Below are 20,773 nucleotides of genomic sequence, written 5' to 3' on the forward strand. Positions count from 1 at the left end.
GTCAGCGGGGAAGCGCCCGCTGTGCGCTTCCCCGCTTCTCGCCGGCCTGCCAGGGCCGGCCGCGCGCACTGGACGATGGGCTCGTTTTGGTGCGCGAGTGTTCCGTAATGACCTGGCGAGCAAGACTCGTGCCTTACGCGTCAATGCCGAGCATTCGTCACAAACACACTCTGCAATTGCTGTTGTTGGGGATGATTTGTGCGCCGTTATCCAAGACTTCGACGAACTCTAGAGTTCGCCTCAGGCGCGAACAAATGCCCTGCTTTACAATTTCTGTCCCAAAAGCGGCGCGCACACACGGTTAAGTGGTTGACGAGGTGTTAACTGGCGGTGCAGTTGGCGTAACGGCGTTGGGATATCGCCGCTTTTTCACCATCGTGGGGTTCTAATGCGTAAACTTGTTCTGGCGGGCGCTGCTGCGGCAGCCCTCCTGATGACGACTGGCACGGCCTCGGCCGCCACCGTCCTGCTCAATTCGACCTTCGAGAACGTCGATGTCGGTTCCAACAGCTATGTCACTGTTGCTACGGCTGATGGTTGGACCAAGGGCGACGGCTTTGGCGGCGGCGCCTCTGGCATCGAAGTTCAAAACAACGTCGCTGGCGCCCCGGCGGCGGCTGGCGGGGCCAAGTTCGTGGAACTCGACAGCACCGCCAACAGCTCAATGTACTATACGTTTAGCTACACGGGGCAGGTGGGCCTGAGCTTCCTGTACTCACCGCGCCCGAACGTGCCGTTCGATAGCAATGGCATCTCGGTCCTGCTGAATGGCGTCCTGGTGAACCCGCCCGGCACCGTCAGCGGCGGCCCGATCAGCGAAACGGACTGGAAACAGTACGGCGCCTCCTTCGCGGTGAAGTCGGGTGATATCCTGACTTTCTCGGCGGTCGGGACCAATGACTCGCTTGGCGGCTACGTCGACAACATCACCATTTCAGCGGTTCCCGAACCGGCGACTTGGGCGATGATGATCATCGGCTTCGCCAGCGCCGGCTCGATGGTGCGCAGCGCGCGCCGTAAGCAAGCGCTCGCCCTGGCCTAGGCCCGCAAAGGCACGAACCAATGCGCCGCCCCTCGGAAGAAGGGCGGCGTTTTTGTCTTTGGTGTCGGCTTCTGTGAGTTAATCGCGTCAGCCCCGTTGCTCCGGGCATATGGTTTCGGCTATGAGGTGCGACCCGATTTGGACCGCTCGCTGTTGAAAGACGACGAACGCCCGGACCGGGCGGGAGACAACCCGAAAAAACGCTGGTGACGTGGCCGAGTGGCTGAAGGCAACGGTTTGCTAAATCGTCATACGTGAAAGCGTATCCAGGGTTCGAATCCCTGCGTCACCGCCATCTTCCCCCTGATTTTGGACGAGTTAGCACGCTCCGTAGGCGGGGCTCGTGCTTGCGTATCGACATCGCTGTGCAATCTCGGGATCATGCGCCACGCGGGGAGAGACATCATGGACGTCGAAGAGCGGCAGTTTCGTTTCGAGGCGGCTGACGGCGCTTCAATCGCCGCCTATCGCTGGGCGGCCACGGGCGTCCGTCCCAAGGCCATCTTGCAGATCGCCCACGGGATGGGCGAGCATGCGCGGCGCTATCCAGGGCCTCTTGCGCCGTTGATGGCTGCCGGCTTCGTCCTCTATGCTGAGGATCATCGCGGACATGGATACACGGCCCCTAGCAGGGACGCGCTGGGCGATTTCGGCGAGAACGGCGCCGAGGCGGTGGTCGGGGACATCGCGCAACTGAACTCCATCGCGCGGGCCGAGCATCCGGGCCTGCCCTTGATCCTGCTAGGCCACAGCCTGGGATCCTTCTTCGCCCAGGCCTATGTTTTCGACCATGGCGGCCAGATCGACGGGCTGGCGCTGTCGGGCACGGCCGCTTTTGGCGATCGAACCGGACCGGCCAAGCGGCTGGACGAGATCGGGGAAGGTGGCGCCAAGCCCCGCACGCCCTACGACTGGTTGTCCCGCGATGAGGCGGAGGTCGACGCCTATATCGCCGATCCATTGTGCGGCTTCTCGCGCCATCCAGATAACGCCGCGAGCTTCGCCAGGATGGCCGCGCGCCTGAGGGACGAGGCCGAGATCGCGAAAATCCCCAAGGCTCTGCCCATCTATGTGTTCGTTGGCGACAAGGATCCCATCAACCAGGACTTGGCGCTGCTGAAGCCTCTTATTGATCGCTACCAGGCGGCGGGACTCGAAGACCTCGAAGTGAAGATCTATCCAGGCGGGCGCCATGAGATGCTCAACGAGATCAACCGTGAGCAGGTCGTCGCCGATCTGCTGGCTTGGCTGGACCGGGTGATCGGCTAGGCTCAGACCTTGTCCTCCGGCGGGGGCTCGCCCTCGCTCGCTGGCGCGGTCATTGGGTTCTGGGCGTCGCGCTCGGCACGCCAGTCGGTGAAGCTCCTGCCGAACTCGTCCTGACGCGCGCCGCGGAACACCCGGTACTCGGCGTCATACTTGCGATGTTGTTCGGCCCGCCAGGCGGCGTAGTCCCGATCATGGGCGCGAAGTTGCTCCTCGCGCCAGGCCACGTAGTCAGGGTCGAACTCGCGCTCGGCGTGGGGGTGATAGGCGTAGTCGGCCGGAGGGCCGAACTCGCGCACGCCCAAATCCCGACGGTCGAGTGGTTGGTCGCCATAGGGCGCGTCTTCGTAACCGGATGTGGCGCGCCGATGTCTTTGGCGATGTTGATGCTGGCGTGGCAGGGATTCGCGGTAGCCATGCGCCTCGATGCCGTATTCCTGGCCGCCGTGCGGTCCCTCCAGGCTGTAATAGCCGCGAGTGAGGGCGTCTTCGTAGTCGGCGGGCAGGGCGGGGGCTGGTTCGACGCGGCTTGGATCGAACCGGGCGCGCAGCCAGGGCGGCCGCTCGGCATGAACGCGGTGGCCGGGATAAGGTCCATAGGATCGTTGGTCGGCCCCGTAGTAGCGCGCTTGGTCGGAGGAATAGCGGCCCTCCTCGCCGAAGCTGCGGCGATCATCAGGCCGTCGCTCCTCGCGCGCCTCGGCTTCGCGCCAGCGGCCTTCGCCGCGTGGATCTCCGGGGTGATGGTCGCGAATGGGCATGGCTTTGTCTCCTGCGGTATCAAGAGGAAACGAAGGGGCGATGGCGCCGTTCCGCCGATGGAGCCAGAGCAATAAGCCGCAGGCCAAGCGTCGCCCGGGAGGCTAGGTTGCGATCGATGCGCCCAATCCAGTTCCTCCTTCCGCCGCTGATCCTCCTCGCCACCGGCCCGGCCGCGGCCGCCGACCCCGGCACGACCCAACGCGACGAAGGCTTTCGCGGAGCGGTTACGGCGCCGCTTGAGGATCTGAACATCAAGCAGGCAGATATCCCGGCCGTGCTGCTGCGGGCGGTGGGTGATCCCTACGACGTCAAGGATCTGCCCCGGTGCGAGGCCATCGCCGCTGAGATCGGGAAGCTGGATGCGGCGCTGGGTCCCGACCTGGATGAAGCTCCGGCGCCGGACACCCGCACACGCACCCAGAAGGTCGCCGCCCAGGCCAAGGCGGCGGCTGTCGCCGGGGTACGGGGCGAGACCCAGGATGTGCTGCCGTTCCGTGGTTGGGTGCGAAAACTCACGGGGGCCGACCACCACCGCAAGCAGGTGGAGGCGGCGGTGAAGGCCGGCTCGATTCGACGCGGCTACCTCAAGGGCGTCGGCATGCAGATGAACTGTGCGCCGCCGGCCGCTCCGAGTTGGTTCGTGCCCGAGCCGCCCCCCACGCCCAAGTCCTGGTTAGGGGCGCTTTGGGAGACTATCGCCACCTGGTTCAGGGGCGTGCTGGCGATCTTCGGCCGCTAGTCGACCCCGGCCGCCGCGAGGATCGCGGCTAGGCCAACGCTCATCCCGCGCACGCTGGCGTCCTTCTCGACGTCGATCCACTCCTCGACCGAATGCGCGCGTCCGCCGGTTCCGCCCGAGCCGATGGTGATCGCCGGAATACCCTTGGCCATGGGCGCGTTTGCGTCGGTGGATGAGGCGTTGAAGGTCGGCTTGAAACCGAGGGCTGTGATAACTGCCGCGGTATTGGCCACGAGCGGCGCGGTCAGGGCCGTCTGGCCAGCCGGCCGGTCGCCGATGGAGGTCAGTTCGACGCTGACTGGGCCAAAGCGGGTCGAACGGGCCTTGTTCTCGTGAGCGACAGCCTCGTCCATGATCGCCTTGAACTGGGTTTCCAGCTTGGCGAGCTCGCCGGCGTCGGCCGAGCGCATGTCGAAGTCGGTGAACACCTTGTCCGGGATCGCGTTGACGGAGGTCCCGCCGCCGGTGATCGAGGCCGAATAGGTCACCTTGGGGCTGGTCGGCGCCTGGATCGTATAGAGGTCGGCGACCGCCTTACCCATCGCCGCCATCGGATTGACGATCCCGAACGCGCCATAGCTGTGACCGCCGGGTCCCTTGAAGGTGGCGCGGTAACGCTTGGAGCCGACCCCGATGTGGGTGATCTGGCTGGGGTCGACGCCATCGACCGAGAAGAACGCCTTGGTGCGGTCCTTGTATTTGCCTTCGTTGAAGAAGTGGCGAACCCCGCGCAGGTCGCCGGCTCCTTCCTCGCCGACCGTGCCGACGAACAGGATGTCGCTTTCGGTGCGGATCTTGGCCGCATCGAGCGCCCGCGCCCAGGCGAGCAGCACGGCCAGGGAGCGGCTGTCGTCCGCGATGCCGGGCGCGTAGAGCTTGGTTCCTTCGCGGCGGACCTTCACGTCGGTTCCTTCAGGGAACACCGTGTCGAGGTGCGCCGACACAACCACGACTGGGCCGGGCTTGGTCCCCTTGCGCAGGGCCATCACATTACCCTCGGAATCGATCTCGACATTGCTCAGGCCATGGGCCTCCAGCATCGTGCGATAGGCCTTGCCGCGGGCTTCTTCCTTGAAGGGCGGGGCAGGTATTTCGGTCAGGGTGATGATGTCGGCGACCATTCGGTCATGCTCCCGCTCCAGGGTGGCCACCGCGGTCTTGAAGGCCGGACTGCCGACGATTTTAGCCACATTCTGGGGTGGAGCGGCGAGGGCCGGCGAGGCGAGGACCGCAACAAGGGCGGCGGCGGTAAGGAAGCGGGGCATGGCGTATCCGGTCGGAACTCTGAGTCGCCGGCATAGTAGCGGGGCGGGAGCGTGCGGCTAGAGCGCTATTGGCTCCGATGGGATTGGAGTCAGGAAGTATCACTTTGTTTTATATGAGTTTATGACGTCCGGCGATGTCGCTGAAAGCGCCCCTAGGCTCGGCTGGCCTCGGGCAGGTCGAGGGCCATGACGTCGGAGGCCTCCTGCGCATCCATGATTTTCAGCAGGCGCGCCCGCGCCCGGTTCACCCGGCTTTTGATGGTGCCGAGCGCGCAGCCGCAAATCTCGGCGGCTTCTTCGTAGGACAAGCCCGCCGCGCCGACCAGGATCAGAGCCTCGCGGTGCTCGTCCGGCAATCGGGCGAGCGCGGCCTGCATGGCGCGCATGGCCACGCTCCAGTCCTGGGTCGGCGGCGAACTGAGAGTGTTTGCGTATTCGCCGGTCTCATCGCGGACCTCGCGGCGTCGGCGGTTGACCTGAGTGTAGTAGGTGTTGCGCAGGATGGTGAAGAGCCATGCCCGCAGGTTAGTGCCGGGCTCGAACTTATCGCGGTTGGTCCAGGCCTTGATCAGGGTGTCCTGAACCAGATCGTCGGCGTCTGATCCGTTGTGGCTCAAGGACCAGGCGAAGGCACGCAGGGCTGGTATCATCGCCACGACCTCGTTGCGCCAATCACTTTCGTCGCACATGCTGGCCTCGGTCCGCGCCTTCGCCCCTCAGGGGAATTTCGCGCTTCGGTGGTCTCTCAACGCGTCCTTGGTCCAACCGTTCCGGCTTGCGATTGGCGGCGGACACCCCAGATTTCCGGAACTGCATATGGGCTACGGCGTTTGGCCGGGGATCGGCTGCAGCCACGGCGCGAGTACGACGACACTCACGATCTCATCCACGAATGGAGCGGCGAATGGCGTCACATGACGAGGCAGGCTTGGCCCCGGCCCCAATCGGGGCGGCTCGCGCCCTTGAGGCCGCCACCCGCTATCGGCGCGTGCGGCAAGGGACGCTGGCGCTTACGCGGCATCTTTCCGCCGAGGATCAACTAGCCCAATCCATGCCGGACGCCAGCCCGGCGAAGTGGCATCTGGCTCACACCACCTGGTTCTTCGAGACCTTCTTGCTCGCTCCACGGCTGGCGAATTACGCGCCCTTCGATCCGGCTTTCGCCTATCTCTTCAACTCCTATTACGAGGCCTTGGGGCCGCGGCAGCCGAGGCCCGAGCGCGGATTGCTGACCCGGCCCTCGCTAGACCGGGTGCTCGCCTACCGCGCCCACGTCGATGATGCGATGGCTCGCCTGCTGGAGGGCGGGTGCGAAGGCTTCGCCGCCCTGCTGGACCTGGGCCTGGCGCATGAGGAACAGCATCAGGAACTGATCCTGATGGATATCCTGCACCTTTTCGCCCAGTCGCCCTTGAAGCCGGCCTATGCGCCAGCGCCGGCCCTGCCGGTCGGACGCGATCCCGGCGCCGCCGCGCCGATCGCCTTCGAAGGCGGCCTCGTCGAGATCGGCCATGACGGCCAAGGCTTCGCCTTCGACAACGAAGGGCCTCGCCACCAGACGTTCTTGCAGCCCTACCGGCTGGCCGACCGCTTGGTGACCAATGGCGAGTGGCTGTCTTTCATGGCCGATGGCGGTTACTCGCGGCCTGAGCTGTGGCTCGCTGAGGGCTGGGCCAGGGTGCAGGCCGAAGGCTGGAGCGCGCCGCTCTACTGGGAGGAGGGGCCTTCAGGCTGGCTCGCCATGACCCTGCAGGGCCGTCGCGCCCTCGCGCCGCATGCGCCGGTGACGCACATCAGCTTCTACGAGGCCGACGCCTACGCCAGCTGGGCTGGCGCTCGCTTGCCGACTGAAGCGGAGTGGGAGCACGCCGCGAGCGGCCTGCCGGCCACGGGCAACCTGTTGGACGAGGGGCAACTTGGTCCCGCCGCCGCCAAGCCTGGCTCTGGGCTGCGCCAGATGTTCGGCGACGTGTGGGAATGGACCCGCAGCGCCTATGCGCCCTATCCGGGCTTCCATCCCGCCGCCGGGGCGGTGGGCGAGTACAATGGCAAGTTCATGATCGGCCAGATGGTGCTGCGCGGCGGATGCTGCGTCACGCCCGACGGTCACGTCCGCGCCAGTTATCGCAACTTCTTCTATCCGCACCAGCGCTGGATGTTCTCGGGGCTTCGTCTGGCTTGGGACGCCGATCCACACCGAGCCTCGGCCGGGCCGCCGAGCGACAGCTTCGAGGCTGACGTCCTGGCTGGGCTCGCTCGTCCGCAGAAGGAGCTCTCGGCCAAGTATTTCTACGACGCCGACGGATCGCGGCTGTTCGAAGAGATTACGGAACTCCCCGAGTATTATCCGACCCGCACTGAACTGGCGCTGCTGAAGGACCGTGCGCCCGAGATGGCCGCGGCGATCCCGAAGGGAGCGGCGCTGGTCGAGTTCGGCAGTGGGGCCAGCACCAAGACCCGCCTGCTGCTCGATGCGGCGCCTCAGCTGGGCGTCTATGTCCCGATCGACATCAGCAAGTCGGCGCTGGACGCCGCCGCCACGGCTATTGCTCGCGACTATCCCAATCTGCCGGTAGCGCCGCTCGTCGATGACTTCACCACGGCGCTAGCCTTGCCGCCGGAGGCCGTCGGCCGGCCGCACATGGGTTTCTTCCCAGGCTCGACGATCGGGAACTTCAGGCCAGGTGAGGTGGTGAACTTCCTGGCGGGAGCCAAGCGGCTGCTCGGTTCGGATGCGGGCTTCCTGGTGGGGATCGATCTGGCCAAGGATGCGGCGACGCTGGTCGCGGCCTATGACGACGCGCAGGGTGTCACCGCGGCGTTCAACCTGAACCTGCTGAACCGGATCAATCGGGAACTCGGCGGTGATTTCGATCTTGCCGCCTTCGAGCATCGCGCGATCTGGAACACGGCCGAGAGCCGCGTCGAGATGCATCTGGTCAGCCGCAAGGAGCAGACCGTGACCGTGGCGGGCCGGAGGTTCACCTTCACCTCTGGCGAGACTATTCACACGGAGAACTCATACAAGTTCACCGTCGGCGGCTTCGAGGAGCTCGCCCGGCAGGCCGGTTGGAAGCTGGAACGCTGCTGGGAAAGCCCCGCTCCAAGCTTCGCAATGGTGCTCTTGAGAGCCTAGCTCTCTAGACGCTCGCCGCGGGTGCGGCCGCCGCCTCGCGAGGACTCACCGCCTTTGCGCCCAGCAGAGGCGGCTAGGTCGCGGTCCTTGGCGAAGCTGCGTTTTTCACCAGGTACGCTGGCGCCGCCCTTACGAGCGATCTCGCGACGGCGTTCAGGATTCATGGCGGCGAAGCCTCGACGCGACTTCGGCTTGGCGTTGGGATCAAGATCCATGGGCGGCTCCTCTTTGCGTCGACCGTCGGGGGGAGGCGGCGACGCCACTGCTTCCGTTACGGTCAAGCAAACTCGCCAGATGCGGCGGAGGTTGCGCGGAAAATGCGATTGGGTCTGCGGCTATTAGCCCGACACAGGCCGCTTGAGCCTTCGGCCAAATGAGGCGTGGGTTGAGAGTCGCGCCGTCAGGGGCGGAAAACACTAGAGAAACGCCGTTGAGCGCCAACGCGCATCCGGCTCGGTTCCGCTGACCTCAGATCGGCAATTGGACCTTGGCGGTCAGGCCGCCGCCCGGCCTGTTGATGAACACCACATCACCGCCATGGCCGCGCGCGATGGACCGCACGACGGCCAAGCCCAGGCCGATGCCGCCGGTCTGCCGGCTGCGGGAAGGTTCGCGGCGATAAAACGGCTCGAAGACCCGCTCGACTTCGTCGGTCGGGATACCTGGTCCGTCGTCCTCGATTTCCACGATGGCGCTGGTCGCGTCGCTATAGACGCGAGCCCGGGCGCGGCCGCCGAACTTCACGGCGTTCTCCAGCAGGTTCGTAAATAGCCGCCGCAGGGCCAGCGGATCGCCGTTCAGCACGACCTTCTCGCCCAGCTCGATCTGAGTGTCGGCGCCGGTCTCGGCCATCTCATCGCATACGCTTTCCAGCAGCGAGGACAGCTCCAGCGGCGTGCGCTCGCCGTCACGGGTGGTGTCCCGGACAAAGGTGAGCGCCGCGGAGATCATCTCCTCCATCTGGTCGATGTCGGCCGCCATCTTGACCCGCACGTCCTCAGGCACGTTTTCGATGCGGAACCGCAGACGGGTCAGCGGAGTGCGCAGGTCGTGGGCGATGGCCCCGACCATGGCTGTGCGGTCCTCGACATAGCGGCGTAGGCGTTCCTGCATGTCGTTGAACGCCTTCACCGCGACGTTGATTTCCGCCGAACCCTGGAGCGACAGCGGCGGAGCGCGAGGGTCGCGGCCCAGGCGCTCGGCGGCGTCAGTAAACAACCGGATGGGGGCGGAGAGCCGGCGAGCGAAGACAAAGGCGATAGGCGCCATCACCAGCGCCGACAGGAAAAACAGCAGCACTATCCGTTGCTGCCAGGGATCCAGTCCGATGCCGCGTTCGGGGCGCACGATCTGCCAGCGGCCGTCGGCCTGCTGGACCGCGACATCGAACGGCGCGATCAGGAAGTGCTCTTCCTGCTCGCCGCCGTCGCGCGCCATGCGGTCGCGGATCACCCGGAATACACGACGGTCCGATACCGGAAAGCGAGAGGCGGACGAGATCACCACCCGCTCGATGGGGACGTGCAGGGCCTCGGCCAACTGGCTGCGGATCTTTGGCGTCATCCGGCTGTCGATCACCATCGCCGGGGCGTGATCCACAGTCTTGATCACCAGCGGTCGGCGCTCGGTGAAGGCCGGCGGGGTTCCGCGGAACGCCTGGACGATCTCGCTGATGCGATAGAAATCGGGCGCGGGCGGGGGCAGGTTAAACAGCAGGATCAGGCTGATGACCTGGGCCGCGGCCAGGCTGAGCCCGATCAGGGCCAGGAGCTGGCCGAACAGCGATGCTGTCGGCCGCTCCGACCAAGGCGGCGTCATGTACGCTTCACCTTGGCGGTGAACATGTAGCCTTCATTGCGGATGGTGCGGATCAGGTCCTGCCCGCCGCCGTCGTCCAGCTTCCGACGCAGGCGGCTGATCTGGACGTCGATCGCGCGATCAAACGCCTCCGACTCGGGGCCGCGGGCGAATTCGAGCAGTTGGTCGCGGGTCAGCACCCGCTGCGGACGCTCGACGAAGGCGCGCAGCAGCGAGAACTCGCCCGATGAGAGGTTTACCACGACGCCCTGGGGCGAGCGCAGTTCACGCCGCACGAGGTCCAGCCGCCATCCGGCGAACTCACAGCCCGCCCCGACGCCGCCGTTCTGGCCGCGATGTTCGGCCCGGCGCAGCACCGCGCGCACCCGCGCCAGCAGTTCGCGCGGATTGCAGGGCTTGGATAGGTAGTCGTCGGCGCCTAGCTCCAGGCCCACGATGCGGTCGGTGTCCTCGCCCATGGCCGACAGCATGATGACCGGCGGGCCCTCGCCCACGGCCAGCCGGCGGCAAATGGCCAGGCCGTCTTCACCAGGGAGCATGACGTCGAGGACGATAAGGTCGATGGAGCCGCCCTCCAGCACCTGCTCCATCTCGCGGGCGTCGCCGGCGGTCTCGACGGTGTAGCCGTGCTTGCCGAGGAAATCGGAGACGACGTCGCGGATGCCCGGGTCGTCGTCGACCATCAGGATGCGGGCGCTCGCCTGGAGGTGCTGCGCCGCGGCGGCGGGTTGTTCGATGCGCGTTTCCATCCGGGCCATCTTTACGCGCTCCCGTAACGCTCAGATTTCACGCTTGAAAGCATCAGGCGCCGGCCAGAACCTGGTCGGCCACATAAGGGTTGGTTTTGCGCTCTTGGCCAAAGCTCGACATTGGACCGTGGCCGGGCACGAACCGCACGTCGTCGCCCAGCGGCCAGAGCTTGCCGGTGATCGAGTCGATCAGCTGCTGATGGTTGCCGCGCGGGAAGTCGGTGCGGCCGATGGAGCCTTGGAACAGTACGTCGCCGACCTGGGCGAACCGCGCCTGCCGGTGGAAGAAGACGACGTGGCCGGGGGTGTGGCCGGGGCAGTGATAGACCTCGAACTCGGTCTCGCCGAGCGTCACTTTGTCGCCATCGGCCAGCCAGCGATCTGGGGTGAACGAGCGGGCTTCGGGCATGCCCCACTTGGCGCCGGAGGCTTCCATCTCGTCGATCCAGAAGGCGTCGTCGGGGTGCGGCCCCTCGATCGGAACGTCGAAGGCGGCCTTCAGGGCTGCCGTGCCGCCAGCATGGTCGAGGTGACCATGGGTGATCCAGATCTTCTCAAGCGTCAGGTTCTGGGACTTCAGAGCCTCGATCAGCATCGGAACCTCGCCGCCGGGATCGATGATGGCGGCCTTCAGGGTCTTGGCGCACCAGACGATGGTGCAGTTCTGCTGAAGCGGGGTGACCGGGGCGATCAGGGCGCGGATGGGAGGCTCGGCTTGCATTCGCCTAACATCAGGCCTGGCGCGCCATAAGAAAAGGCCCGGGCGAACCCGGGCCTTTCCATTTTAGTGCTGGCGATCCCCGGGAGCGGGCGCTCCGGGCATTGGGGCGACAGGCCCAGGAGGCGCGTCGGCGTCCAGTTCCGGCACCTCAACGATGCCGCGGCCCACATGACTGCGGCGATAGCCGTAGAGGAAGTAGACCACCAGTCCGATCGCGGCCCAGGCCACGAACAGCAGCTTGGTCTCAGTCGAGAGGCTGAAGAACAAATAGACGCAGCCGATCGCGGCCAAGGGCGCGACCAGGATAATGGCCGGCACTCGGAAGGGACGTTTGCGCAGCGGGTCAGTGCGGCGCAGCACCAGGACGGCGATGGCCACCATGGCGAAGGCGAACAGCGTCCCTGAGTTGGAGATGTCGGCGAGGACGCCGACCGGGAAGAAGGCCGCGAATAGCGACACCAAGATGCCGGTGAGGATTGTGATCACATAGGGGGTGTGGAAGGTCGGGTGGACCTTGGAGAACACGGCCGGCAGCAGGCCGTCACGGCTCATGACGAAGAAGATTCGGGTCTGGCCGAACATCATCATCAGGATGACCGAGGGCAGGGCGAGGCCAGCCGCGAGGCCAAGCAGATTGCCGATCTGCGGCCATCCGATTTCCCGCAGTGTCCAGGCCAGGGCTTCCTTGGAGCAGACCACATGGGTGTCGCCGAGGAGCTTGCAGGCGGCGGTGAGCTCAGTGCTGCCTGGGCGCAGACCCGCACCCGAGGCGTCCATGACCGGCTGGGCGCCGACCGTCCCGATGACGCCCGCGGCGACCAGGATGTAGAAGATGGTGCAGATGCCGAGCGAGCCGATCAGGCCGATGGGCATGTTGCGTTGAGGGTTCTTGGTTTCCTCGGCCGCGGTCGAGACCGCGTCGAAGCCGACATAGGCGAAGAAGATCGACGCCGCGGCCGCCGAGATCCCGGCCATGCCGAGCGGAGCGAACGGTTCGAAGTTCTCCATCTTCATCACCGGCAGGGCCAGGATGCAGAACAGCCCCAGGGCCGCGACCTTGATGGCGACCAGGAAGGCGTTGACCGTGGCCGATTCCTTGGTGCCGACCACCAGCAGGGCGGTGACGACCAGGGCGATCATGGCTGCGGGCAGATTGACGATCCCGCCGTCCATCGGGCCGAGCACGAGTGCGTTCGGGATGTCGATCTGGAAGGCGTTCTCGATCAGTCCGACCACATAGCCCGACCAGCCGACGGAGACGGCGCCGGCCGCCACAGCGTATTCGAGGATAAGCGCCCAGCCGACCATCCAGGCCAGCATTTCGCCCATGACGGCGTAGCTGTAGGTGTAGGCGGACCCGGAAACCGGGACCATGGAAGACATTTCAGCGTAGCAGAGCGCGGCGACCGCGCAGACGAAGCCGGCGATGATGAACGCGGCGATCATGCCAGGGCCGGCCTTTTGGGCGGCCTCGGCGGTGAGGACGAAGATGCCAGTACCGATAATTGCGCCGATGCCGAGCATCGTCAGCTGGAACGGGCCCAGCGAGCGATGCAGCGACTTCTTTTCCGCGGTCGCCAGAATCGCGTCGAGCGATTTAACTCGCCACATATTTCCTCCAGGAGAATCCGGCGGCCCCCGCCGCTCGGTCATGCTTTGGCGCTACGTGGCCTCTTAGGAACCGTGCGGTCAAGCGCCAAGCAACGACGCCGGTTTGCATGAAACTCGGCGCCCTTGGGATGAGCGTCCTGCTTGGCGTGGGAGGCAGGCGCGGCTAGAGCACGGCATGCTTCCGGTAGAGGATATTTTGCCTGCACTGCAGGCGGCGCTGCACGCCCGCACCGAGGCTGTGCTCGTCGCCCCGCCGGGCGCCGGCAAGACCACCGTGGTCCCGTTGCGGCTGATGGACGCCCCCTGGCTGGGCGGGCGCAAGATCATAATGCTCGAGCCGCGCCGCCTGGCCGCCCGCGCCGCGGCCGACCGGATGGCCAAGACCCTGGGCGAGAAGGTTGGCGAGACCGTAGGCTTTCGGGTGCGAATGCAGTCGAAGATCTCGGCCCGAACCCGAATTGAGGTGGTCACCGAAGGTGTCTTCAACCGGATGATTCTAGGCGATCCCAGCCTTGAGGGCGTGGGCGCGGTGATCTTCGATGAATTCCACGAACGTAGCCTGGACGCGGACCTGGGTTTGGCGCTGGCCCGCGACGCGCAGGGCCTGTTGCGCGACGATCTCCGTATTCTGGTGATGTCGGCGACGCTCGACGGCGCGGCGGTGGGAAGGTTGCTGGGCGACGCGCCGGTCATCGAGAGCCAGGGACGAGCCTATCCGGTGGAGACGCGCTATCTCGGCCGCGACGAGCGTCTGCGTCTCGAAGACCGCGCGGTGCGAGCCGTCGAGCGCGCGCTAGCCGAAGAGACCGGAAGCGTCTTGGTCTTCTTGCCGGGCCAGGGCGAGATCCGCCGCACCGCCGATTTGCTGGCCGAACGGGTGCGGCGAAGCGACGTGCGGATCGCGCCGCTCTACGGGGCTCTGGATCCAGCCGAGCAGGATCGGGCGATCTCGCCGGCGCCGCCCGGAGTCCGCAAGGTGGTGCTGGCGACCTCCATCGCCGAGACCAGCCTGACCATCGAAGGTGTTCGGGTGGTGATCGATTCGGGCGTCGCGCGGGTCCCGAGGTTCGATCCCGCCAGCGGGCTCACGCGGCTCGCCACCGTTCGGGTCAGCCGGGCGGCGGCCGACCAGCGTCGCGGCCGGGCCGGACGCACCGAGCCAGGCGTCGCCTACCGCCTCTGGGACGAGGCCGAGACCCGCGCCCTGCCGGCCTTCGCCGATCCGGAGATCCTGGACGCCGATCTGTCGGGCCTGGCGCTCGATCTCGCCCGCTGGGGCGCCAAGGATGCGAGCGACCTGGCCTTCCTGGACCCGCCGCCGAGCGCGGCCTTCAATGAGGCTCGGAGTCTGTTGCGGCGCCTGGAGGCGCTGACCGAGGACGGGGTGCTGACCGCGCATGGCGAGGCGCTAAGTGAATTCCCGCTGGCGCCGCGCCTGGCCCACATGGTGCTGAAGGCCGCCGCGACCGGCCAGGCCCCTCGGGCGGCCCAGATCGCGGCCCTGGGGACCGAACGAAACCTTGGCGGCCGCGAGGCCGACCTGCGCCACCGCCTGGAAGGCTTCCAGCGCGACCGCTCGACCCGGGCGCGGGACGCCAGGACCTTGGCCGAGCGTTGGGCGGGTTTGGCGGGACGGCCAGGCAAGGGCGAACCGCTGGATGACGGCTTGCTGCTGGCCTTCGCCTATCCCGAACGTATCGCAAAGGCGCGCGGCGGATCGGGCGAGTTTCAACTGGTGACGGGGCGTGGCGCTTTCGTCGAACCGACCGACGCCTTGGCGCGTGAGAAGTGGTTGGCGATCGCGGAACTCGGCGGCGGCGATCGGCGTGACCGCATTCTACTGGCCGCGCCGCTGGATGAGGTCGAATTGGTCCGCGCCTTCGGAGATCAGCTCGAAGTGGAAACCAGGCTGGATGAGAGCGGTGGCGGACGCCTGCGCGGCAAGCGGCTGACACGGCTGGGCCGGATCACCATCCGCGAGGAGATAGACGAGAATCCCGATCCCGCGATGATCGCCTCGGCCCTGGCCGGCCGGGTTCGGAGCGAGGGCTTGGCCAAGCTGCCCTGGGGAGACGCCGCCAGGTCGTTCCGGGAGCGGGGCGCCTTCCTGCGGGCGCAGGGCGCCGACTGGCCCGACCTTTCCGACGCCGCCCTGATCGAGGCTGTCGACGACTGGCTGACGCCGCTGCTGACGGGTGTGAGGTCGCTCGGCGCCCTGCGGCCCGATGTGCTGGACGGCGCGGTGCGGGCGTTGGTGCCCTGGGAACAGCAGCGGCGGTTGGAATCGAGCGCGCCGGCCCGCTGGACCGCGCCGACCGGCAATAGCTTCACCATCGACTACGCCGCCGAGGGCGGGCCCCGCGTGGATGTGCGCGTGCAGGAGGTGTTTGGTCTGACGGAGCATCCGCGGGTCGCCGGTGTGCCGCTGACCTTGTCGCTGCTTTCGCCGGGCCACCGCCCGATCCAGACCACCAAGGACCTGCCTGGGTTCTGGGGCGGCTCGTGGAAGGACGTCCGCTCCGACATGCGCGGGCGCTACCCCAAGCATGTCTGGCCTGAAGATCCGGCCAACACCGCGCCCACCGCGCGGGCCAAGCCGCGCGGGACCTAAAGGTCCTCCTAGGTCGCGGCGTAGATCATGATCCCGGTGGCGACCGACAGGTTCAGGCTGTCGGCGCGGCCGCGCATCGGGATCTTGACGTTGACGTCGCAGAGGGCGGCCATGTCCGGCGTCAGGCCTTGTTGTTCGTTGCCCATCAGCACCAGGGCCGGCTTGGCGTAGGTCGCTTGACGATGGTCGACATCGGCGGTCAGCAGGGTGCCGACGACCGACCCTGGCCACGATGGGCGCCATTCGGCGAACTGCGCCTCGGTGGCGCGCACGATCGGCACGGCGAAGATCGAGCCCATGGTGGCGCGCACGGCCTCGACCGAGAACGGGTCGCAGCACTCGCCGACCAGGATCACCGCGCCGCAGCCGGCGGCGTCGGCGGTGCGCACGATGGTTCCCAGATTGCCCGGGTCGCGGACCCGGTGCAGGGCGACGAAGCAGGGCGCTGCCTCGGGTTTCAGATCACCGAGCGGCGTGAACACCTGACCGAACACCCCGACCACAGCCTGGGGATTGTCGCGTCGCGAGACCTTGGCCAAAATGTCGTGGGTGACCTCGATCACCTCGCCGTGCGCGGCGCGGGTGGCTTCGATGGCGCGGCGGAGCAGGGGGTGGCTCTGGGCGTCTTGCCCGTACATCAAGATGCGCGGCGCATGCCCCAGCTCGACCGCGTCGGTGACGATCTTCAGACCTTCGGCCACGAACAGCCCGGTTTCCTCACGCTCCTTGCGCAGGTGCAGCGCGCGGACGGCCTTGACGGTCGGGTTGGTCAGCGAGGTGACGGCGCGGTTCATGACGCCCACCGGCCATAGAAGGACATGCCGATCTGCCGATCCTGCTTGTCCTCGACCAGGGTGAGCTCGCCCCAGTCGATGCCGCCGCCGCGATCTTGGAGGTTCGAGGCCAGCAGCGATGACAGCGCGGCGCCGGAGATCCGTTCGGCATAGGCGTTGAGCAACAAGAATGAGGCGTTTTCCGAAAGAAGTTCAGCGCATAGCGCTGCAAGCTCAGGCAGGTTTTCAAACAGCCGCCAGACCTCACCGTCCGGCCCACGGCCATATTTCGGCGGGTCGAGGATGATGCCGTCGTAGCGCGATCCACGGCGGACTTCGCGCTGCACATAGCGGCGGGCGTCCTCGCAAATCCAGCGGATCGGCTTGTCCTCCAGGCCCGACAGAGCAGCGTTCTCGCGCGCCCAGCCGATGGCCTTCTTTGACGCGTCGACATGGGTGACATGGGCGCCGGCCGCCGCGCAGACGAGGCTGGCGACGCCGGTATAGCCGAACAGGTTCAGCACGCGCGGCTGGCCCGGCGTCGCGCGTAGGCGTTCATCCAGCCAGGCCCAGTTGGCGGCCTGTTCCGGGAAAAAGGCCAGGTGGCGGAAAGCGGTGAAGCGGGCGTGGAACTTCGCCTCTCCCCAAGCCATCGGCCAGCTGTCCCGCGGCTTGCCCTTGAAGCGCCAGTTGCCGGCGTCTTCCTCGTCGCTGGGATTGAAAACGGCGTCGGCCTGCTCCCAGGCGCTTTCAGGCAAGCGCGGAGTCCACATGGCCTGCGGCTCAGGTCGCACGACCGTATAGGGGCCGTAGCGCTCCAGTTTGCGGCCGCCGCCTGAGTCGAGCAGGGCGTAATCCGCCCAGCCGGTGGTGCGCATGGCGCCGGGAAGATCCGCGACAACGGGGGCAGGCTTGCTCATGGCCACCGACTAGCCGGTTCGGCGCGCCGAGGTCCAGCCCCCGAGAAGGTCAGCGGCTGTGCAGGGCCTCTTCGGTGCCTTCGATTTCGTCGCGAATCCAATCGTGACCGTTGGCCGACAGGACGCCGTCGAGCGCGGCGATGTGCACGCTTAGCCGGTCGCGAATCTCGGGATCGACGTCGGAGCGCCCGGCCATCCATTTGGCGATCAGGTGAAATCCGAAGGCGCTGTGCAGCGCCAAGCGTTGCAGTTGGTCGTCGGGCAATTTCATAGCTGCTCCGTTCAACTTGTCCCCCGACAGCGCTAGTTTGGCCCCCAAGCTGTCGCCTACGTCAAGAAAACGCTGTCTTGACCGACCGGCATGGCCTTAGTCATGGAATTGCCTTGCTTTCTTAAGGGCGGACTTGCCACCGGCGTGGTTTTGGTTTCCGCTCTGCAATAGTTCGGACTCGGAAGGAAACCCGTGACCACTTCAGTGACCACGAGGCGGTCGGCTCGGAAGCCCAAGGGCGACGGACACCTGCGTCGGGCCGAAATTCTGGAAGCCGCAGAGCGCATCTTTGTGGCCGAGGGCTATGACGGGGCCACGATCCGCAAGATCGCCGATGAGGTGGGGGTCTCCTCCACCGCGCTCTACATGCATTTCCCGGACAAGAGCTGCATCCTGCTGGAGATCTGCGAAGGCACGATCCGACAGCTGCTGGAACGCAACGCCGAAATCGCCGCCAAGCCGATGGACGCGGCCAATCGCGTCAAGTTGATGCTCGAAACCTATATGCGCTGGGGGCTGGAGCACCCGAACGCCTATGAGCTGGTGTTTTCCTCGGCGCGGCACATCACGGCGGTGATGGCTGATGAAGGCGCGACGGCTGACCTGGGCGCCGAGTGCTACGAGATATTTTCCGGCGTCGTTCGCGAGATCGCCGCGGAGGGCCGCTTGCGCACGGGCACGGCCGATTCCGCCGCCCAAGCGCTTTGGGGCGCCTGCCACGGCGTCGTCAACCTGATGATCAACCGGCCAAATTTCGTCTGGGCCCCGGCCGACGAACTGCTGTCAGTGACGCTCGAGGGCCTCATGTACGGCCTGGTGGCCGACTGAGGCCCCGCCCGAACCCTAAGGGTTCGGGATCGGCGCCATGCTAGAGCTGCCGGCCGAAGCGGGCCGGGCAGGGCCGCTCATGGGACCGGTATAGGTTCCGTAGGCGCCGCGCTTCAGGTCGGCGGTCAGGGTGATCGGCGCCGAGCCGTTGTTTAGGCGCGCGCGATAGACCTGCATGCCCTCCATCACCCGCATGACGTAGTTGCGGGTCTCCGAGAACGGGATGCACTCGACGAAGTCGATGGGATCGGTCGAACCACGCGGATCGCCGCAGAAGGTCACCCACTGAGGGGGGCGACCGGGGCCGGCGTTGTAGGCCGCGATGGCCATCGGATAGGAGCCCGAGAAGTTGTTGATCTGCCGGCCCAGGAAGGCCTGTCCGAGCTGCATATTATAGTCCGCTTGGTAGAGCATCGAGTTGTCGAAGCTCATGCCCAGGCGACGGGCCTCGCTGGCGGCGGTGGCCGGCAGCAACTGCATCATCCCGCGCGCATCGGCGCCTGAACGGGCCATGGGATCGAACCCGCTTTCTTGCCGCGTGATGCCGAGAGTCAGGGCTTGCTCGGGGGCGCCCATCACCGGCGGCGGGTTGCGCAGCGGATAGCCGCGCTCGGGCAGGATGAAGCCCCGCTGGGCGGCGGTACGGACCACCTTCATCGAGGTGTCCTGGTCACCGTAGCCGCGCGCTAGGTCGACCAGCAGAGCCTGTTCCTCCACCGTGGGCAGGATATCGTCCAGCGCCAGGACGAAGGCGCGGAAGAGGTCGCGGTTGCCGATGTCGTAGAGCAGCCGCGCGGCGCGGACCGTGTCGCGAGATTCGAAACGGGCGCGGTCCGCCTGGGTGAGGGCCGGATCGGCGCCGAGCACCAGGCGCCCGCCATTGACCTTTTCACCTGATAGCTGTCCGTAGAAGGTCGTATTGTACTTGGCTCCCGCGCCATAGAAGGCCTGGGCGGCGGCCTGGTCGCCGCGCGCCTCGGCGGCGCGCCCGCGCCAGTACATCGCCCGGCCACGGGTGATCGGCGACTGGCCGATCCGCTCAAGATTGCCGAAATGGATGTCGGCCTGAGCGGGGTTCTTCAACCGGGTCAGGGCGATCCAGCCGGCATAGAACTCGGCGTCGGCGGCCGGAGCCCCCGAGGTCAGGCCGCTGTTGGCCGCCGCTGCGTAGGCGCCGGCCGAATCGCTGTTGCGCAGGGCGTAAAGCACCAGGCGATAGCGCTCTGCCCAGATTCGGTCGGCCATATCGCCGTGCGCCAGCTCGCGTGGGAATTTCGGCACCTGGGCCAGGGCCAGGCTCTCGAGGTTGCGCTGGCGATAGTAGCTGGCGCGCTCGAAGGCGACGCCCGGATCGTTGGCGAGATTGGCCGGAAGGGCTGCCACCATCTCATTGGCGTTGCTGGCGCCCGAGCGCAGGGCCATGCGGGTCTGGGCGAGGCGCATCTGGTCCGGCGGCAGCAGCAACAGGATCTCGCGCGCGGCCGGCCCTTGGGCGCCGTAGAGCAGGATATCGGCCCGGCGCACATGATCGTCCGGGGTCAGCATCCCGCCATAGCGCGCCAGCATGGTGCGTTGAGGACCAACCTCGAACAGCTTGTCGCGCCAGAACCGGCGGATCAGGTCGGTGGCGTCCTTCGACTTGCCCGTGGCCTGATAGGCCGAGGCCAGGGCCATCGCGCCTTCGGCGGTCTGCGGCTCGTCGCCGCCGAACCAGGCGATGATCTGCTGCGGGTTCCGCCCCGAGGTCTCCAGCTGCTTTTCCGCGGCAAGTTGCCGGCGGGCGGCCCGCGGCCAGCCGGCCAGGTCGCGCCGAGCTTGGTCCAGTTCGAAGAACGACAGCGAGTCGCCGGCCGAATCGACCAGCGCCCAGGTGGCGATCTTCTTGGCGATCGGATCGCTCATCATCGCGATGGCGCTCCGGGCGTTGGTCACATCGCCGCGTTTGGCAGAGGCGAGAGCGGAATTCAGCGCCGCGGTGTCGGCCTGTCCAAGGCTCTGACGATAGGCCGACGGCGGCGTCTGGGTCAGCTCGATGGGGCGCGGAGCCTCATAAGGCATGTGGCCCCGCGGCGCGGGCGCCTGATTCGGCGCCTGCTGGGCCTGGGCGACGCTCGCCAGCAAAACGATGGAAGCCGTTGTCAGGAACGCTTTTCGGGCCTTGAGAGCCAAGGTGTGGAACTCCGGTATTCTAGGAATATGGAAGATATGTTGCGGCGCGGGGTCGGCCCGCCATATTGTCCGCCCAAATCTTGAGGCCGCAA

The 20,773-nt window shown here is 66.6% G+C and carries 18 protein-coding genes and 1 tRNA gene; 7 read left to right on the top strand and 12 right to left on the bottom strand.

The genetic code is table 11. From position 1 onward, the window contains the following. Nucleotides 1–433: 433 nt before the first annotated feature. The 3 genes from Q7T84_RS15485 to Q7T84_RS15495 all read left to right on the top strand — a co-directional run bounded on the left by Q7T84_RS15485 (nt 434) and on the right by Q7T84_RS15495 (nt 2,311). Nucleotides 434–1,042 (top strand): PEPxxWA-CTERM sorting domain-containing protein, encoded by a 609-nt coding sequence (locus tag Q7T84_RS15485; RefSeq protein WP_304810577.1) that lies wholly within the window; start codon nt 434–436, stop codon nt 1,040–1,042. Nucleotides 1,043–1,247: 205 nt separating this feature from the next. After that, nucleotides 1,248–1,337: transfer RNA gene (locus Q7T84_RS15490), tRNA-Ser, on the top strand. A 110-nt stretch (nt 1,338–1,447) separates the two neighbouring features. Then, nucleotides 1,448–2,311, top strand: coding sequence for an alpha/beta fold hydrolase (locus tag Q7T84_RS15495; protein WP_304810579.1), 864 nt, complete (start codon nt 1,448–1,450; stop codon nt 2,309–2,311). A gap of 2 nt (nt 2,312–2,313) precedes the next feature. Here the strand turns inward: Q7T84_RS15495 and Q7T84_RS15500 are convergent, their stop codons facing one another. Beyond that, a complete protein-coding gene (locus Q7T84_RS15500; RefSeq protein ID WP_304810581.1) occupies nt 2,314–3,069 on the bottom strand; it encodes a hypothetical protein in 756 nt (251 codons plus the stop codon). 116 nt (nt 3,070–3,185) lie between these two features. On the opposite strand from Q7T84_RS15500, the gene Q7T84_RS15505 reads away from it, so the two are divergent. Further along, the gene (locus tag Q7T84_RS15505; protein ID WP_304810583.1) at nt 3,186–3,809 is read left to right on the top strand and encodes a hypothetical protein; all 624 of its coding nucleotides are present in this window, start codon (nt 3,186–3,188) and stop codon (nt 3,807–3,809) included. On the opposite strand, the gene Q7T84_RS15510 is transcribed toward Q7T84_RS15505, so the two are convergent. Together Q7T84_RS15510 and Q7T84_RS15515 are read right to left on the bottom strand one after the other, a co-directional pair. Continuing rightward, entirely contained in the window at nt 3,806–5,074 is a 1,269-nt protein-coding gene (locus Q7T84_RS15510; protein ID WP_304810585.1) for a M20/M25/M40 family metallo-hydrolase, read from the bottom strand. The genes Q7T84_RS15505 and Q7T84_RS15510 overlap by 4 nt on opposite strands. A 152-nt stretch (nt 5,075–5,226) precedes the next feature. Beyond that, nucleotides 5,227–5,763 carry a sigma-70 family RNA polymerase sigma factor gene (locus tag Q7T84_RS15515; RefSeq protein ID WP_304810587.1) on the bottom strand — a complete coding sequence of 179 codons (537 nt, stop codon included), beginning with the start codon at nt 5,761–5,763 and terminating at the stop codon, nt 5,227–5,229. A gap of 215 nt (nt 5,764–5,978) precedes the next feature. Here Q7T84_RS15515 and egtB point away from each other — a divergent pair, with 215 nt between their 5' ends. Next, the gene (gene egtB / locus Q7T84_RS15520; RefSeq protein ID WP_304810589.1) at nt 5,979–8,210 is read left to right on the top strand and encodes an ergothioneine biosynthesis protein EgtB; all 2,232 of its coding nucleotides are present in this window, start codon (nt 5,979–5,981) and stop codon (nt 8,208–8,210) included. Here the strand turns inward: egtB and Q7T84_RS15525 are convergent. From Q7T84_RS15525 to Q7T84_RS15545, 5 genes are all read right to left on the bottom strand, one after another. Next, nucleotides 8,207–8,425 carry a general stress protein gene (locus tag Q7T84_RS15525; protein WP_056734746.1) on the bottom strand — a complete coding sequence of 73 codons (219 nt, stop codon included), beginning with the start codon at nt 8,423–8,425 and terminating at the stop codon, nt 8,207–8,209. The genes egtB and Q7T84_RS15525 overlap by 4 nt on opposite strands. A gap of 253 nt (nt 8,426–8,678) precedes the next feature. After that, nucleotides 8,679–10,028, bottom strand: coding sequence for an ATP-binding protein (locus Q7T84_RS15530; protein ID WP_304810593.1), 1,350 nt, complete (start codon nt 10,026–10,028; stop codon nt 8,679–8,681). Further along, entirely contained in the window at nt 10,025–10,777 is a 753-nt protein-coding gene (locus tag Q7T84_RS15535) for a response regulator (protein ID WP_304810632.1), read from the bottom strand. Before Q7T84_RS15535 ends, Q7T84_RS15530 begins: the two co-directional genes overlap by 4 nt. A 52-nt stretch (nt 10,778–10,829) precedes the next feature. After that, nucleotides 10,830–11,498, bottom strand: coding sequence for an MBL fold metallo-hydrolase (locus Q7T84_RS15540; RefSeq protein ID WP_304810595.1), 669 nt, complete (start codon nt 11,496–11,498; stop codon nt 10,830–10,832). A 63-nt stretch (nt 11,499–11,561) separates the two neighbouring features. Next, a complete protein-coding gene (locus tag Q7T84_RS15545) occupies nt 11,562–13,109 on the bottom strand; it encodes an amino acid permease (RefSeq protein ID WP_304810597.1) in 1,548 nt (515 codons plus the stop codon). Nucleotides 13,110–13,284: 175 nt separating this feature from the next. Between Q7T84_RS15545 and hrpB the strand changes: the two genes are divergently transcribed. Beyond that, a complete protein-coding gene (gene hrpB, locus Q7T84_RS15550; RefSeq protein ID WP_304810600.1) occupies nt 13,285–15,720 on the top strand; it encodes an ATP-dependent helicase HrpB in 2,436 nt (811 codons plus the stop codon). 8 nt (nt 15,721–15,728) lie between these two features. Here hrpB and Q7T84_RS15555 read toward each other — a convergent pair whose 3' ends face one another. From Q7T84_RS15555 to Q7T84_RS15565, 3 genes are read right to left on the bottom strand one after another with little or no spacing between them, the layout of a single operon-like run. Further along, complete coding sequence (locus Q7T84_RS15555) at nt 15,729–16,514, bottom strand: RNA methyltransferase (RefSeq protein WP_304810602.1); 786 nt, start codon at nt 16,512–16,514, stop codon at nt 15,729–15,731. Continuing rightward, nucleotides 16,511–17,413, bottom strand: coding sequence for a class I SAM-dependent methyltransferase (locus tag Q7T84_RS15560; protein WP_304810603.1), 903 nt, complete (start codon nt 17,411–17,413; stop codon nt 16,511–16,513). Before Q7T84_RS15560 ends, Q7T84_RS15555 begins: the two co-directional genes overlap by 4 nt. A gap of 49 nt (nt 17,414–17,462) precedes the next feature. After that, nucleotides 17,463–17,684, bottom strand: a complete 222-nt coding sequence (locus tag Q7T84_RS15565; RefSeq protein ID WP_304810605.1) for a hypothetical protein — start codon at nt 17,682–17,684, stop codon at nt 17,463–17,465. A 192-nt stretch (nt 17,685–17,876) separates the two neighbouring features. On the opposite strand from Q7T84_RS15565, the gene Q7T84_RS15570 reads away from it, so the two are divergent. Further along, complete coding sequence (locus tag Q7T84_RS15570) at nt 17,877–18,512, top strand: TetR/AcrR family transcriptional regulator (protein WP_304810607.1); 636 nt, start codon at nt 17,877–17,879, stop codon at nt 18,510–18,512. 15 nt (nt 18,513–18,527) lie between these two features. Here the strand turns inward: Q7T84_RS15570 and Q7T84_RS15575 are convergent, their stop codons facing one another. Continuing rightward, complete coding sequence (locus tag Q7T84_RS15575; protein ID WP_370653673.1) at nt 18,528–20,681, bottom strand: lytic transglycosylase domain-containing protein; 2,154 nt, start codon at nt 20,679–20,681, stop codon at nt 18,528–18,530. Nucleotides 20,682–20,773: the final 92 nt, after the last annotated feature.

This window comes from Phenylobacterium sp. (assembly GCF_030654915.1).
Taxonomy (GTDB): domain Bacteria; phylum Pseudomonadota; class Alphaproteobacteria; order Caulobacterales; family Caulobacteraceae; genus Phenylobacterium.

What these genes read in the sequence shown, in the direction of transcription:
- Q7T84_RS15500 (WP_304810581.1), bottom strand. Translation starts at nt 3,069, where the DNA reads ATGCCCATTCGCGACCATCACCCCGGAGATCCACGCGGCGAAGGCCGC.
- egtB (WP_304810589.1), top strand. Translation starts at nt 5,979, where the DNA reads ATGGCGTCACATGACGAGGCAGGCTTGGCCCCGGCCCCAATCGGGGCG.
- Q7T84_RS15505 (WP_304810583.1), top strand. Translation starts at nt 3,186, where the DNA reads ATGCGCCCAATCCAGTTCCTCCTTCCGCCGCTGATCCTCCTCGCCACC.
- Q7T84_RS15565 (WP_304810605.1), bottom strand. Translation starts at nt 17,684, where the DNA reads ATGAAATTGCCCGACGACCAACTGCAACGCTTGGCGCTGCACAGCGCC.
- Q7T84_RS15530 (WP_304810593.1), bottom strand. Translation starts at nt 10,028, where the DNA reads ATGACGCCGCCTTGGTCGGAGCGGCCGACAGCATCGCTGTTCGGCCAG.
- Q7T84_RS15485 (WP_304810577.1), top strand. Translation starts at nt 434, where the DNA reads ATGACGACTGGCACGGCCTCGGCCGCCACCGTCCTGCTCAATTCGACC.
- Q7T84_RS15545 (WP_304810597.1), bottom strand. Translation starts at nt 13,109, where the DNA reads ATGTGGCGAGTTAAATCGCTCGACGCGATTCTGGCGACCGCGGAAAAG.
- Q7T84_RS15525 (WP_056734746.1), bottom strand. Translation starts at nt 8,425, where the DNA reads ATGGATCTTGATCCCAACGCCAAGCCGAAGTCGCGTCGAGGCTTCGCC.
- Q7T84_RS15535 (WP_304810632.1), bottom strand. Translation starts at nt 10,777, where the DNA reads ATGGAAACGCGCATCGAACAACCCGCCGCCGCGGCGCAGCACCTCCAG.
- Q7T84_RS15555 (WP_304810602.1), bottom strand. Translation starts at nt 16,514, where the DNA reads ATGAACCGCGCCGTCACCTCGCTGACCAACCCGACCGTCAAGGCCGTC.
- hrpB (WP_304810600.1), top strand. Translation starts at nt 13,285, where the DNA reads ATGCTTCCGGTAGAGGATATTTTGCCTGCACTGCAGGCGGCGCTGCAC.
- Q7T84_RS15515 (WP_304810587.1), bottom strand. Translation starts at nt 5,763, where the DNA reads ATGTGCGACGAAAGTGATTGGCGCAACGAGGTCGTGGCGATGATACCA.
- Q7T84_RS15560 (WP_304810603.1), bottom strand. Translation starts at nt 17,413, where the DNA reads ATGAGCAAGCCTGCCCCCGTTGTCGCGGATCTTCCCGGCGCCATGCGC.
- Q7T84_RS15540 (WP_304810595.1), bottom strand. Translation starts at nt 11,498, where the DNA reads ATGCAAGCCGAGCCTCCCATCCGCGCCCTGATCGCCCCGGTCACCCCG.
- Q7T84_RS15510 (WP_304810585.1), bottom strand. Translation starts at nt 5,074, where the DNA reads ATGCCCCGCTTCCTTACCGCCGCCGCCCTTGTTGCGGTCCTCGCCTCG.
- Q7T84_RS15495 (WP_304810579.1), top strand. Translation starts at nt 1,448, where the DNA reads ATGGACGTCGAAGAGCGGCAGTTTCGTTTCGAGGCGGCTGACGGCGCT.